Source organism: Curtobacterium sp. 18060 (genome assembly GCF_902706105.1).
Lineage (GTDB): Bacteria > Actinomycetota > Actinomycetes > Actinomycetales > Microbacteriaceae > Curtobacterium.
The window spans coordinates 33,743-46,381 of record NZ_CACSJV010000009.1 but is presented as its reverse complement, the minus strand read 5'-3'; the positions used below and the strand labels follow the sequence as shown (position 1 = coordinate 46,381).

The following is a 12,639-nucleotide window of genomic DNA, read 5'->3' as shown; positions in this document are numbered from 1 at the left end:
CTTCCCCCGTCTCTCGTCCACCATGGACATACCGAGTATGCCCATACCGCGTATGCATGCGCAACCAGAAGACGGACTGGAGGCCCGTGGCGGTGTCGCCACGGGCCTCCAGTCCGCCGTTTCGGTCGCGTCCGCGACCCCGGGGTCAGGAACCCAGCTTCGACAACTCCTCGAACTCGTCGTCGGTCAGCTCGATGGTCGCGCCCTGCAGGTTGTCCTCCAGGTGCGAGACGCTTGAGGTACCCGGGATCGGGAGCACCACGGGCGAGCGCTTGAGCAGCCACGCGAGGGCGAGCTGCGCCGGGGACGCACTCTTCCGCGACGCGATCTCGGTGAGCGGGGAGTCCTCGCCGGTCAGCCCACCGGTCGCGAGCGGGAACCACGGGATGAAGGCGATGCCCTGCTCGGTCGACCAGTCGAGGAGCTCCTCGGCGTCGCGCTTCTGCAGGTTGTACAGGTTCTGCACGGAGACGATCGTCGCGATCTCCTGGGCAGCCTTGACGTCGTCGACCGACACCTCGGACAGGCCGATGTGCCGGATCTTGCCCTCGTCCTGCAGCTTCTTCAGCTCGCCGACCTGGTCCTCGAGCGGGACCTTCGGGTCGATGCGGTGCAGCTGGAACAGGTCGATGCGCTCGAGGCCCAGACGGCGGAGGCTCATCTCGGCCTCCTGACGCAGGTACTCCGGACGGCCGACCGGCGGCCACTCGTTCGGGCCGGTCCGGGTGAGTCCGGCCTTCGTCGCGATGACGACGTCGTCGCCGTAGGGGTGGAGCGCCTCGTGCAGGAGCTCCTCTGCGACGTAGGGGCCGTACGAGTCGGCGGTGTCGAAGAAGTCCACGCCGAGCTCGACGGCGCGCTGCAGCACGCGGACGGCCTCGTCGTGGTCCTTCGGGGGTCCCCAGACGCCGGGGCCGGTGAGCTGCATGGTGCCGTAGCCGAGGCGGTGGACCTCGAGGTCGCCGCCGATGCGGAAGGTGCCGGAGGCGGCGGCCGGACGGTTCGTGGTGTCGGTGCCAGTGGTCATGTCCCCGGTCTACGCCGGAGGCGTTGCCGGTCCCTGAGTCGGTGTCCCCCGCCGCTCCGACCGGTCCGGACGCGGGTGCGGCGTCTCACCCCGTTCCAGCCCTGCGACGAGCTTGGTCAGCCGGTTCGTCCGCGAGGTCGCACTCGGCGCGGTCGTGATCCGGTGCAGCACGGCGTACCGGTTCGTGCCGTCGAGCTCGGCGAACAGGGCGGCTGCCGCGGGTGACGCGTCGAGTGCCGCCTGCAGGTCCTCGGGGACGGTGGCGGTCGCCGGCCCGGCGTACGCGCGGTCCCACCGGCCGTCGCCCCTCGCCCGGTCGATCTCGGCTTGCCCTCGCTCGCGCATCCGGCCGTCGGCGATGAGCGTCGCGACGAGTCCGAGGTTGCGCTGCGACCAGAGTGAGGCCTTCCGCCGCGGGGTGAACCGCTGGCGGTAGGTCGTGTCGTCCCGCCCACGCCGCTGCCCGTCGATCCACCCGGAGCACAGTGCCTCGTCGAGGGCGGTGTCGTAGGTCAGGGTCGTCGGCTCGGTGACGCCCTTCTTCGCGAGCACGAGCCACACCCCGTCGGCGTCGCCCTCGTGCGCGTCGAGCCAGGCGCGCCAGGCAGCGACGTCCGGCAGCACCAGGTCGACGATGTCCATGCGGTCATCGTAGGACGGCCCGGCCCGGCCCGGCCGGCCGGCCCGGCTCCTGCCCGAGTCTCGGCGTGGGCGACAGTTCTCGCAGTGCGCGCCACGAGAACTGTCGCCCACACCGAGACTCGCGTGCGTCGGGCCGAGACTCGTGCGGCGTCAGACCCAGTTCGGCTGGTCGAGCACGCCCGTCGGGTCCGCCTGTTCGGCGATGCGGTGCAGGCGCGAGGTGTTGTCCCCGAAGTACGCCGACGGGTCCGTGATCGCCGCGTCGCAGTAGTTCGCGTACGCCGCGTCGCCCCACGCCGGCCGCATGGCCCGACGGAACCCCCGCACGTACGCGTCGAACGGTGCAGGGTCAGCGCCGTCGGCGAAGACCGCGGTGTACTGCACGGTCATGAGCGCGGATCGCCACGGGAACGCCGAGTCGGTCCGGCCGATGTCCGCCACGACGCCGCCGAGGGCGTCGAGCGCGACCCCGCCCTCGAGGTTGCCGTCGACGTCGCCCGCCGCGGCCGCCCGGGCGACGAGCACGTCGATCTGCGCGTCGGTGAGCTTCGCCGATCCGATCGACGACGTCGCTGCCTCGGACACCCGCTGCGGCTTCCCCGCCAGCGCGGACATCGCGGCGCCGTAGGTGAGCACCTGCCCGGTGTGGGCGAGCGGCTTCGCACCGGTGGCGGCGATGAAACCGTCGACGGAGGTGTCGGCGCCGGTCTTCGATCCGGTCCACACGCCGGTCACGGTGACCGTCGGCGCGGTGTGCCGACTGCCGTTCAGCAGCTTGAGCGTCGACCACAGCTTCGGGTCGGCGGTGGGCGCCCAGTCCTGCCAGGCGCGCACCACGGCAGCGGCGGCCGACCACGCGAACGTGATTGTGAAGAGCAGGACGGGAGGCGCGGCCTGCGTCCGGTACGTCAGTGCGGTCACGACGCCGACGGTTCCACCGCCCCCACCGCGGCAGGCCCAGAACAGGTCCGGTTCGCTGGACGTCGAGACCTCGTGCACGGCGCCGTCCGGAGTGACGAGCGTCACGCCGGTGAGCTGGTCGCAGGTCAGCCCGAACGAGCGGACGAGCACGCCGACCCCACCGCCGAGGGTGAGCCCGCCGATGCCGACGGTCGGACAGGAGCCGGCGCCGATCGCCCGTCCGGCCTTCGCCACCGCGGCGTAGACGTCCCCGAGCTGCGCACCCGGGCCGATCGTGACGGTGTCGTCGTCGTGCAGTTCGATGCCGTCGAGGTCCTGCGTGCTGATCACGAGCGACCGCGGGACGTCGGTCCCGGGTGCGCCGCCGGCCGACCAGCCCGTGTACGAGTGCCCGCCCGCGCGCAGTGCGACGGGGGTGCGGGTGTTCCGCGCGAACGCGAGACCGGCCTGCACGTCCGGAGCCCCGGCGACGCGCAGGATGCCCTGCGGGTCGGCGTCGTCGTACCGCGGGTTCTCGAGCACGCGGGCGCTGTCCCACCCGTTCGACCCGGACCGGAGCACCGTGCCGGAGACCGCGGCGGCGAGGGCGTCCCACGAGTCGGGGCCACCGGGTGTCGGTGTGCTCGTCGGCTCGGCGGAGCCGCTGGAAGTCGGTCGCGGCGAACCCGACGGAGCGGGACCCGGCCGGCTGCACGCCGCCAGGACCCCGGCGAGCCCGAGTCCGACGCCCCCGGCGAGCAGGGCGCGCCGGGTCGACGTGCGGCTCACGAGCCGGCGAGTCCCCCGCTGGCACCGGTGATGCCGGGGTGTGCAGACTTCGCGAGGCCCTCGGTCATCGAGTGCGCCGCTTCGGCGTCGGCGAGGGATCGGGCTCCGAGGGTCGGGTCGACGGGTTCGAGGTGGGCGAGGCGCTTCGCACGACGGCGGTTCTGCACCTCGAGCACGGTGAGCAGCGCGGCGATGGCCACGACCACTCCGATGACGATCCACATGACGACCATGACGTTCCCCTTCCGTCCGGGGCATCCACCCCGTCCTCCGAGCGTACCGCCGCCGTGACTACGCCGCGCTGCTGATCCGCACGGCGCCCGCCCACCCGTGCACCCACGCGGGCAGTTCACGGTCGGCCGGTGCTCCGCCGACGGCGTCGAGCAGGTCCGCCATCGGGACCGTTCCGCCGGCGCGGCGCAGGAACCGCGCCTGCACGACGGCACGGGCGACGACGGCTCCGCGACGGACGAAGGTCTGCTCCAGGTACACGGCCCGGTCGTCGACGCCGAGCACCCGGGTCACGAGCTCGAACCGCTGCCCGAGCGTCAGGGACCGCTTGTACGTGATGGTCTGCGCCGAGACGACCGGGTACCAGCCGCGCTCCGCGATCGCGCTCCAGAACCCCGACCGCAGCATCAGGTCGAGCCGCCCGAGGTCGAGCATCGACAGGTACTTCCCGTTGTTGACGTGCCGCAGCGGGTCCAGGTCGGTCAGGGTCACGCGGAACGGTGTGCGTGCCTCGTCCCAGAGCGACGGCCGCCGTCCACCCGTCGTCGGGCGGAGCCGGACACGCAGGCGCAACAGGAACAGCCGGAAGTACAGGTTCACGCCCCGATCACACCAGAAGGCCGCGCTGCCCCGCGTGGACCTTGGAGGATCCACACGAACGGTGCCCGTGTCTGACCGGCACAGGCAGTGCCTTCCTCCGAGCGGTGCTCCCGGAGTAGACCTGCACCATGCAGACACGCAAGCTCGCAGACCTCGAGGTCGGACCCGTCGGCCTCGGCACCATGGGCATGAGCGCCTTCTACACGGGCGCCGGCACCGACGACGCGGAGTCGATCCGCACGATCCACCGCGCGATCGACCTCGGCGTCACCCTGTTCGACACGGCCGAGGCGTACGGCCCCTACACGAACGAGGACCTGCTCCGCCGGGCCCTCGCCGACCGCCGCGACGACGTCGTGATCGCGACGAAGTTCGGCCTCATCACCCACACCGCCGGTGAGGAGACGCCCGCCACCGGCCGCGGCATCAGCTCCGCACCGGAGTCCGTGCGCGAGGCCCTCGAGGGGTCCCTGCGGCGCCTCGGCACCGACCACATCGACCTGTACTACCAGCACCGCGTCGACCCGGCCGTCCCGATCGAGGACGTCATCGGGCAGCTCGCCGGCTTCGTGCAGGAGGGCAAGATCCGGCACATCGGCCTGTCCGAGGCGGGTCCGGAGACCATCCGCAAGGCCCACGCCGTGCACCCGATCACTGCCCTGCAGAGCGAGTACTCGCTGTGGACGCGCGACCCCGAGGGTGCGGTGCTCGACACTCTGCGCGAGCTCGGCATCGGACTGGTGCCGTACTCGCCGCTCGGCCGCGGGTTCCTGACCGGTGCGATCACGAAGCCGTCCGACCTGGACTCCGACGACTTCCGCCTGGCGAACCCGCGCTTCCAGGAAGAGGCGTTCGCGCAGAACATGCGCATCGTCGACGCCGTCAAGGCGATCGCGACCGAGGCCGAAGCCACCCCGGCCCAGGTCTCCCTCGCCTGGCTGCTCGCCCAGGGCGACGACGTCGTGCCGATCCCGGGCACGAAGCGCGTGTCGCGCCTCGAGGAGAACGTCGGTGCCGCCGACCTGACCCTCACCGCGGACCAGGTCACGCGCCTGTCGGCGCTCCCGGTCCCGAGCGGCGACCGCTACCCCGACATGTCGACCATCGGTCGCTGACGCAACCGGATGACGGCCGGGAGGCCCGTGGCGGATCCGCCACGGGCCTCCCGGCCGTCTCTGCGTGCGTTTCGGGCGCTGGTCCGGTGACCGACGCGACCCACGCCCGTCATCCCGGGGAAACACGGGGTGCATAGCGTCCGGAGCACAGGGAAACCACCGCTCGAAGGGGACGCCATGACGACCACGAAGACACCGCGCGCGACACCGACCGAGGACGGCGTCGACTCCGTCCCACCGCTCGCCAGGCTCCTGCCGCTCGGCCTGCAGCACGTGCTCGCGATGTACGCGGGCGCGATCGCCGTCCCGCTCATCGTCGGTGGGGCCCTCGGCTTCGACAGCGCCGACCTGGCCTTCCTCATCAGTGCCGACCTGTTCGTCGCCGGCCTCGCCACGATCGTGCAGTCCGTCGGCTTCTGGCGGTTCGGCGTCCGGCTGCCGCTCGTGCAGGGCGTCACCTTCGCCGCGGTCGGCCCGATGATCGCGATCGGCACCGAGCACGGCATCACCGCCGTCTACGGGGCGACGATCGCGTGCGGCGTGTTCATGGTGGTCGTCGCGCCGTGGTTCGCGCAGCTCGTCCGCTTGTTCCCACCGATCGTCACCGGCACGGTCATCCTGATCATCGGTCTGTCGCTCATGAGCGTCGCCGCCGGCTGGGTCACCGACGGCGGCAAGGACGGTGCTGCCGACCCGCTCGACGTCGCGTTCGCAGTCGGGGTCCTGCTCGCGATCGTCCTGGTCGAACGGTTCGCGCCGCGCGGTCTCGCCCGGGTCTCGGTGCTGTTCGGACTGCTGCTCGGCACGGTCGTGGCGCTGTTCGTCCCCGGCATGGTCGACGGGTCGGGCATCGGCGACGCGGGCTGGTTCGCCTTCGTCACGCCGTTCCACTTCGGGCTGCCGACGTTCGACCTCGCCTCGATCGTGTCGATGCTCGTCGTCGGGCTGGTGATCATGACCGAGACCACCGGCGACATGATCGCGGTCGCCGAGGTCACCGGCCGCCCGGTGTCGAAGCGCACGCTCGCCGACGGTCTGCGCGCGGACGGACTCGGCACGGTCGTCGGTGGGGTGTTCAACACGTTCCCGTACACGGCGTTCGCGCAGAACGTCGGGCTCGTCGCACTGACCGGCGTGCGCTCCCGGTACGTGGCGACGGCGGCCGGCGGCATCCTCGTCGTGCTCGGCCTGGTGCCGAAGGTGGCCGCGGTGGTCGAGGCGATCCCGCACGCGGTGCTCGGCGGTGCCGGTGTCGCGCTGTTCGGCATGGTCGCGGCGTCGGGCATCAGGACGCTGTCGAAGGTGCGGTTCGACAACCGGAACGTCCTCGTCGTGGCGCTGCCGCTCGGCATCGCGCTGCTGCCGACCGTCGCCCCGGAGATCTACGGGCAGTTCCCGACCTGGTTCACGCTGGTGTTCGACTCGGGGATCTCGGCCGGCGCCGTCGCGGCGATCCTGCTCAACCTGCTGCTCGGGTCGCGTTCCGTGGCCGAGCGGTACGGCGAGGACCCGGCGGTGGGCTCGTACGACGGGGTGCGGTCGACGGCGCCGATCGCGCTGCCGCGCGAGGAGCCCTCGGCCTAGACGAAGGCGGGCAGGTGCTCCCACGCGCGGGGCGCCTCGGCCACGCCGTCGCGGACGACCGTCCCCTCGATCAGCCCGTAGGGACGGTCGGCCGCGATGAACACCTCGTTCTCGTTCGTCAGGTCGAACGGCGACAGGTCCACGACGAAGTGGTGCTTGTTCGGCATCGCGAACCGCACCTCGGCGAGTTCGGGCCGCAGTTCGATCGCCGCCCGCCCCATCTCCCACAGCGTCTGCTGCAGGGCGAGCGAGTGCACCGTGGCGAACTGCTCGAGCATCACGGCGACGACCTCCTCGTGCAGGGCGTCGTAGTCGATCCCGGCCTCGACGGCGGACGGCAGGTACCGCCACCGCGCCGTGACCTCGGTCGCCATGATCCGGTCCGTCGTCTCCGGCAGGGTCGTGAACCGCGACCGCGGGAACCCGTGGAACTCGGAGCCGGTCGACTTCAGGACGACCAGGTCCTTGACCCCGCCGGTGACGTGGCGCTCGCCGCCCTCGACGTGCACCGTCGCCAGGCGGGTGCCCGTGCCGGTGCGGCGGAACGAGTGGTCGTGCGGCTGCCCGTCGACCGTGATGCGTTCCCACGGGTGCACCTCCGCCTGCCAGAGCCCGCCCTCGACCCAGTCGAACTCGCTCGTGAACTGGTCGGCGAGCAGGGCGAGGAAGTCCTCCGGAGCTCCGACGCCGTGCTCCTTCGCCAGGGCGAACACGGTGTTCTTCTGGGTGTCCGTCGCGACGATCCGGGAGTTGTCGCCGCTGGTGAACGACCCGGCGAACGCCTCGCCGATGAGCTGCGACGTCACGGTCAGGTCGGCGATCTCGTGCCGGTCCCCGTGCCGGGTCACCCGCACCAGGCGGTTCTCGGCCTTGCCGTACTTGTTCGGTCCCAGGTGGACGGTGGTCTCCGACATGGCGGTCAACTCCCTCGGTAGGTGCTGTAGGCGAAGGGGCTCAGCAGCAGCGGGACGTGCAGGTGCTCGGTTCCCGTGACGCGGAACGCCACGGTCACGAACGGGTGGAAGGTCGGCACCCCGGCGGCGGCGAAGTACGGGCCGGTGTCGAAGCGCAGCACGTGGTCGGTGCGCGCGAGCACGTCGGGGCCGAGTGCCGCACGGCCGTCGGTATCGGTCGAGCCGGTCGCGACGACGTCACCGTCCACGGTGCTGAGCGTCAGGCCGACGCCGACCGCCGGGGTGCCGGTGGTGGCGTCGAGCACGTGCGTGGTCAGGTGCGGCACGGCGAAGGTCGCACGGATGCGGTGCAGGGCGATGTCGGCCAGGGCAGCGGCGGCCTCGCGCGTCTCGACCGCCGGGTCGCCCGCGAGGCGCCGGTCGAGCTCGGCCAGCAGCTCCTCGGGGGTCCGACCGGCGGCCCGCACCAGGAACACCCGCCCGAACCGTTGCTCGTACGCGACGTTGCCGTCGGCGATCCGGCCGGCCACCTCGTCGCCGGCGGTGCGCATCGACGACTGTTCGCGGGCGGACGAGGCATCGGTCGTCCGCTCCCCGATCCGCGGGTGCTGCGCGAGGGCGTGGTCGAGTTCCGGCGCACCCCACGACGCCGACTCGACTCGCGCTCGATCGAGCAGCGCCGGCACCGTGCCGAACGGGCGCGCGGCCACCAGGGCGTCGACCCACGCGGGCACGTCGGCCCATCCCCGGATCACCGCGGCAGCGTCGGGGGCGGTCGCGTCGTCGAGGTCGCCGAGGTCCATGTGCCGAGGCTACGGAACGACCGTTTCACCCGCGTTACCGGGTGGTTTCCCCCGCAACGCGACCCGCGGCCCTGAAACGCTCGCGTCTGCCGGACGGGAGGCCCGTGGCGGCCCCGCCCCGTGCCTCCCGTCCGCCGTCCGTCGCGTTTGCGGACGCGAGACACCGGCGGCTCAGACCTCCGTGGCGAAGGATGCGGCCCGCAGCTGCAGGTCCTCGATGCGCCGCAGGCGCGCGGCCTCGACGTCGTAGCCCTCGTAGGCGGGCGGCGGCAGCTTCCGGACGTTCCGCGAGCACTGGAAGTCCTGGCAGACGAGCGTGCCGACGGTGTCGCCGTTCCGCCCCGCCTTGCCGGACCGCTTCGCGCTGTAGAACACGACGTCGTTCGGCAGCTTGACGTCCTGGCACCACGAGCACTGGGCGCGCGAGCGCGACGAGGCCTCGGCCTGCCGGAACACGATGCCGACGAGCGTTCCCTCGAGCGTCGGCACGACGGCGTACGCACGCCGACCGATCTTCGGGTCGCGCCAGCCCAGGAAGTCGAGCGCGTCCCAGTCGATCGTCTCGAAGTCGGCGGGCAGCGTGATGTCGGTCGTCTCCTTGCGGGAGGCGTTGACGAAGGACGTGCGGAGGGTCTTCTCCGTGATGGGGAGCATGGTGCATCGCTTTCGAGCGGGCCCGGGGCGTGCGGACGCACACCGCACCGGGCGGAAGGAGGTCAGGGTTCGACGAGGGCGGCCGTGCCTGCGGGCACGACCGGGGGCCTCACGCCCTGATGCCGGCGTTACGGGCGCCGACCACCTCCTGGAAGCTCACGCGCCCAGCCTACGTCGACGTGTCAAGCGGCGGGGACAGCCGTCACCAGGACGAGGGCACCCTCGTAGGTCGGCCGGATCCGCAGCGCCCCGTGCCGCCGGTCCCACTCGCCGGAGTCGAGCGCGGTACGGAGGGCGGCCACCGATCGCCGTGCGGTGAGCTCGTCGACGAAGCTCCACGCCGAGTTCGCCTTCCGGGCGCCGGGGTCGAGCAGGCGCTCCGGCCGGGCGTAGTACGCCTCGGAGAAGCCGTCGACGCACGTGAACGGGATCGGCAGCGGGGTGTTCGTGACGGTGTCGTCGCCCAGTGCGGCGGCGATGCGGTCGAGCGCGGGGTAGCGCCGGGCCTCGGTCGCCATCACCTCGGGTGCGTACTCGGCGAGCCAGAAGTCCTCGACGCGGGCCGGGTCGCACGTCAGGATCACGATCGGACCCCGGGTCACCCGGCGCAGCTCGGCCAGCCCGCGCTCGAGGTCGCCCCACTGGTGCACCGAGAACGTCGTCATCGCGGCGTCGAACGTGTCGTCGTCGAAGGGCAGGTCCTCGGCGGTGGCGTCGATCGCCGTCGACAGGGTGGCCGGTCGTTGGGCGCGCATCGACGTCGAGGGTTCGACGGCCGTGACGTCGCGATCGGTCGGCTCGTAGGATCCGGCACCGGCACCCACGTTGAGGACGGTGCGGGCGTCGCCGAGGGCCTTCGCGATCGCCCGGGCGAACGTCGGTTCGGGGCGCCGGTACTGCCGGTAGTCCTGCCCGATGCGGGCGTAGTCGGCGTCCCCCGCTGATCCGTCCGTCGTCCTGGTCACGTCCCCAGCCTACGAACCGTGCGCCGGGCCGACCAGCGGTTCAGTCGACCGACTCGGACTCGGACTCCGCCGCGCGCAGGGCCGCGTACTGCTCGGCCCGTTCCGTCGCGGCCCAGGTGCCGAGCAGGGCCAGCGACCGCTCGGACTCGCTGCCCGGCTCGGCCGAGTACGTGAACAGGGTCAGGCCGGGGTCGGCGACCAGGTCGAGCGCCTCGTACGACAACCGGAGCTCGCCGACGATCGGGTGGTCGATGCGCTTCCCACCGGCGCGCTGCAGCCGGACGTCGTGTGCTGCCCACCAACCGCGGAACTCCTCGCTGCGGGTGGAGAGCTCCCCGACCAGGGTGATGAGTCCGGGCTCGCACGGGTTCGACACCGCAGCCGCCCGGAGCACGGCGACGGCGTCCTTCGCGGTCTGCGCCCAGTCCGGGAAGAAGTCTCGGGCAGCGGGGTCGAGGAACGTGAAGCGTGCGGTGTTCACGGGACGCCCCGGGCCGGCGAACATCGGCGAGTACAGCGCGCGACCGAGCTCGTTCGTCGCGACGACGTCACCGCGTTCGTTCCGCACCCAGGCAGGCGCGCCGGTGATGGCGTCGAGCAGGCGCTGGACGCCGGGGCGGACCCGCGTGGGGACGGTGCGGTGCATCGTCTTGACGCCGGAGTTCGCCAGTCGGGTGAGGTCCCACAGGTGGACGCGCTCGTCCTCGTCGAGCTGCAGGGCGCTCGCGAGGCCCTCGAGCACGCTGTCCGAGACCCCCTTGAGCGATCCACGCTCGAGCCGTGTGTAGTAGTCGACGCTCACGCCGGCGAGCATCGCGACCTCGTGCCGTCGCAGCCCGGGGACGCGTCGGACCCCGCCGCCGAACGACGGCATGCCGACCTGCTCGGGGGTGAGCCGCGCTCGCCGGGAGGACAGGAAGTCGCGGATCTCGTTGCGCACGTCGATACCCATGGGGAGAGCGTACGTGGCGGCGCTGTCCGTCCGGCAGGCACTGGCGGTACCCGCCGGGCGGACGGGAGGCCCGTGGCGGCGCCGCCACGGGCCTCCAGGTCAGCTGCGCGGAGTTCAGAGCGTGACGTCGGCCGTGATCCGGACGCGCGCCACGCGGTGACCGTCCATGGCGGTCACCTCGAGGCGGTGTCCACCGGCGGCGACGACGTCGCCGACTTCCGGCACGCGGTCCAGGTGGACCTGGACGAGGCCGCCGACGGTCTCGTAGTCACCGTCGGGCAGCGCCGGACCGCCGTCGGCGACGAGGTCCTCGAGCACCGTGGACCCGTCCACGCCGTCGTGCTCGGCCGTGGGTTCGTCGTACTCGTCGCGAATACGGCCGACGAGGTCCTCGAGCAGCGCCTCGAGCGTGACCATGCCCGCACTGCCGCCGTACTCGTCCACCACCAGGGCGATCTGGTGCCCGTCGGTCCGCATGTCCGCGATCGCGCTCGACAGCGACTTCGTCTCCGGCAGTGCAAGCACCGGGCGTACCAGGGTCGACACCGGTGCGGACGGGTCGCTCGGACGGAGCAGGTCGCGGAGGTGCACGAAGCCGTCGACCTCGTCGCGTCCGCCGGAGGTCACGAGGTACCGGGTGTGCCCGACCTCGATCGCGTGGTCCGTGGCCTCGGCGATGGTCAGCGCGGCGTCGATCGTGGACACGTCGTACCAGGGGCGCATCGACTCGCGCAGGATCCGGTCACCGGCGTCCAGCGCACTCCGGGCGATCCGGCGGCCCTGCTCGTCGACGCCGGTGTGCTCGTCGACGAGGCCGCGGAGCTCCTCGGTGCTCATCGACTCGCTGCGGGCGTTCGGGTCGCCACCGAGTGCGCGGACGACCAGGTTCGTCGAGGCCGACAGCACCCAGATCACCGGGCGCATCAGGGTCGCGAAGCGGTCGAGGGTCGGTGCGACGAGCATCGAGAAGCCCTCGGCCCGCTGCAGGGCGAGTCGCTTCGGCACGAGCTCGCCGAACACGAGCGACAGGTAGGCGATGACGAGGGTCATCAACACGAGGGCGACCGTCTCGGCGGCTCCCTGGCCGAGTCCGAGCCCGGTGAACACGGGTGCGACGTCGGGCGCGATCGACGAGGCGCCGTACGCGGCGGAGAAGAACCCGGCGACGGTCACACCGATCTGTACGGCCGCGAGGAACCGGTTCGGGTCACGCCCGAGTTCGGCGACCCGCAAGCCACGGGAGCCCCGGCGTTCGAGTTGCTGCAGCTGCGACTCACGGAGCGAGACGAGTGCGATCTCGGCGGCGGCGAACACTCCGCCGACGAGCACGAAGAGGATGACGAGCCCGAAGGCGATCCAGGTGTCGGCGCCCATCAGCGGGCAGCTTCCTCGGATCGACGACGGGCGGGCGGTCTGTGGTGATCGTCCATGCCTGTGAGTCTGCACAGGGCAGCTGGGACGTC

13 protein-coding genes are annotated in these 12,639 nt (G+C 72.0%); 2 read left to right on the top strand and 11 right to left on the bottom strand.

What is annotated here, in order from left to right; genetic code table 11:
• Window positions 1-145: 145 nt before the first annotated feature.
• From GVL05_RS06955 to GVL05_RS06935, 5 genes are all read right to left on the bottom strand, one after another.
• Window positions 146-1,027, bottom strand: a complete 882-nt coding sequence (locus GVL05_RS06955; protein WP_159572485.1) for an aldo/keto reductase — start codon at window positions 1,025-1,027, stop codon at window positions 146-148.
• Window positions 1,028-1,036: 9 nt separating this feature from the next.
• Complete coding sequence (locus GVL05_RS06950) at window positions 1,037-1,669, bottom strand: YdeI family protein (RefSeq protein ID WP_159572483.1); 633 nt, start codon at window positions 1,667-1,669, stop codon at window positions 1,037-1,039.
• A 150-nt stretch (window positions 1,670-1,819) separates the two neighbouring features.
• Complete coding sequence (locus GVL05_RS06945) at window positions 1,820-3,358, bottom strand: FAD-binding oxidoreductase (protein ID WP_159572481.1); 1,539 nt, start codon at window positions 3,356-3,358, stop codon at window positions 1,820-1,822.
• Complete coding sequence (locus GVL05_RS06940) at window positions 3,355-3,591, bottom strand: hypothetical protein (RefSeq protein ID WP_159572479.1); 237 nt, start codon at window positions 3,589-3,591, stop codon at window positions 3,355-3,357. Before GVL05_RS06940 ends, GVL05_RS06945 begins: the two co-directional genes overlap by 4 nt.
• Window positions 3,592-3,649: 58 nt before the next feature.
• Window positions 3,650-4,189, bottom strand: coding sequence for an acyl-CoA thioesterase (locus GVL05_RS06935; protein WP_159572475.1), 540 nt, complete (start codon window positions 4,187-4,189; stop codon window positions 3,650-3,652).
• A gap of 128 nt (window positions 4,190-4,317) precedes the next feature.
• Between GVL05_RS06935 and GVL05_RS06930 the strand changes: the two genes are divergently transcribed.
• Window positions 4,318-5,304, top strand: a complete 987-nt coding sequence (locus GVL05_RS06930; protein WP_159572473.1) for an aldo/keto reductase — start codon at window positions 4,318-4,320, stop codon at window positions 5,302-5,304.
• Between the two features lie 177 nt (window positions 5,305-5,481).
• The gene (locus GVL05_RS06925) at window positions 5,482-6,888 is read left to right on the top strand and encodes a nucleobase:cation symporter-2 family protein (protein ID WP_235035888.1); all 1,407 of its coding nucleotides are present in this window, start codon (window positions 5,482-5,484) and stop codon (window positions 6,886-6,888) included.
• Here the strand turns inward: GVL05_RS06925 and pucL are convergent.
• The 6 genes from pucL to GVL05_RS06895 all read right to left on the bottom strand — a co-directional run bounded on the left by pucL (window position 6,885) and on the right by GVL05_RS06895 (window position 12,550).
• Complete coding sequence (pucL, locus tag GVL05_RS06920) at window positions 6,885-7,802, bottom strand: factor-independent urate hydroxylase (RefSeq protein WP_159572471.1); 918 nt, start codon at window positions 7,800-7,802, stop codon at window positions 6,885-6,887. The two genes, GVL05_RS06925 and pucL, sit on opposite strands and share 4 nt — an antisense overlap.
• Before the next feature lie 5 nt (window positions 7,803-7,807).
• A complete protein-coding gene (gene uraD, locus GVL05_RS20340; RefSeq protein WP_159572469.1) occupies window positions 7,808-8,605 on the bottom strand; it encodes a 2-oxo-4-hydroxy-4-carboxy-5-ureidoimidazoline decarboxylase in 798 nt (265 codons plus the stop codon).
• 171 nt (window positions 8,606-8,776) lie between these two features.
• On the bottom strand, window positions 8,777-9,259 hold the full coding sequence (locus GVL05_RS06910) for an FBP domain-containing protein (RefSeq protein WP_123293001.1): 483 nt from the start codon (window positions 9,257-9,259) through the stop codon (window positions 8,777-8,779).
• A 182-nt stretch (window positions 9,260-9,441) separates the two neighbouring features.
• Complete coding sequence (locus GVL05_RS06905; RefSeq protein WP_159572467.1) at window positions 9,442-10,224, bottom strand: class I SAM-dependent methyltransferase; 783 nt, start codon at window positions 10,222-10,224, stop codon at window positions 9,442-9,444.
• Between the two features lie 40 nt (window positions 10,225-10,264).
• Window positions 10,265-11,176 (bottom strand): helix-turn-helix transcriptional regulator, encoded by a 912-nt coding sequence (locus GVL05_RS06900; protein WP_123293003.1) that lies wholly within the window; start codon window positions 11,174-11,176, stop codon window positions 10,265-10,267.
• 114 nt (window positions 11,177-11,290) lie between these two features.
• Complete coding sequence (locus GVL05_RS06895; protein WP_123339379.1) at window positions 11,291-12,550, bottom strand: hemolysin family protein; 1,260 nt, start codon at window positions 12,548-12,550, stop codon at window positions 11,291-11,293.
• Window positions 12,551-12,639 lie beyond the last annotated feature (89 nt).

What these genes read in the sequence shown, in the direction of transcription:
- GVL05_RS06955 (WP_159572485.1), bottom strand. Translation starts at nt 1,027, where the DNA reads ATGACCACTGGCACCGACACCACGAACCGTCCGGCCGCCGCCTCCGGC.
- GVL05_RS06950 (WP_159572483.1), bottom strand. Translation starts at nt 1,669, where the DNA reads ATGGACATCGTCGACCTGGTGCTGCCGGACGTCGCTGCCTGGCGCGCC.
- GVL05_RS06940 (WP_159572479.1), bottom strand. Translation starts at nt 3,591, where the DNA reads ATGGTCGTCATGTGGATCGTCATCGGAGTGGTCGTGGCCATCGCCGCG.
- GVL05_RS06930 (WP_159572473.1), top strand. Translation starts at nt 4,318, where the DNA reads ATGCAGACACGCAAGCTCGCAGACCTCGAGGTCGGACCCGTCGGCCTC.
- GVL05_RS06925 (WP_235035888.1), top strand. Translation starts at nt 5,482, where the DNA reads ATGACGACCACGAAGACACCGCGCGCGACACCGACCGAGGACGGCGTC.
- pucL (WP_159572471.1), bottom strand. Translation starts at nt 7,802, where the DNA reads ATGTCGGAGACCACCGTCCACCTGGGACCGAACAAGTACGGCAAGGCC.
- uraD (WP_159572469.1), bottom strand. Translation starts at nt 8,605, where the DNA reads ATGGACCTCGGCGACCTCGACGACGCGACCGCCCCCGACGCTGCCGCG.
- GVL05_RS06910 (WP_123293001.1), bottom strand. Translation starts at nt 9,259, where the DNA reads ATGCTCCCCATCACGGAGAAGACCCTCCGCACGTCCTTCGTCAACGCC.
- GVL05_RS06900 (WP_123293003.1), bottom strand. Translation starts at nt 11,176, where the DNA reads ATGGGTATCGACGTGCGCAACGAGATCCGCGACTTCCTGTCCTCCCGG.
- GVL05_RS06895 (WP_123339379.1), bottom strand. Translation starts at nt 12,550, where the DNA reads ATGGGCGCCGACACCTGGATCGCCTTCGGGCTCGTCATCCTCTTCGTG.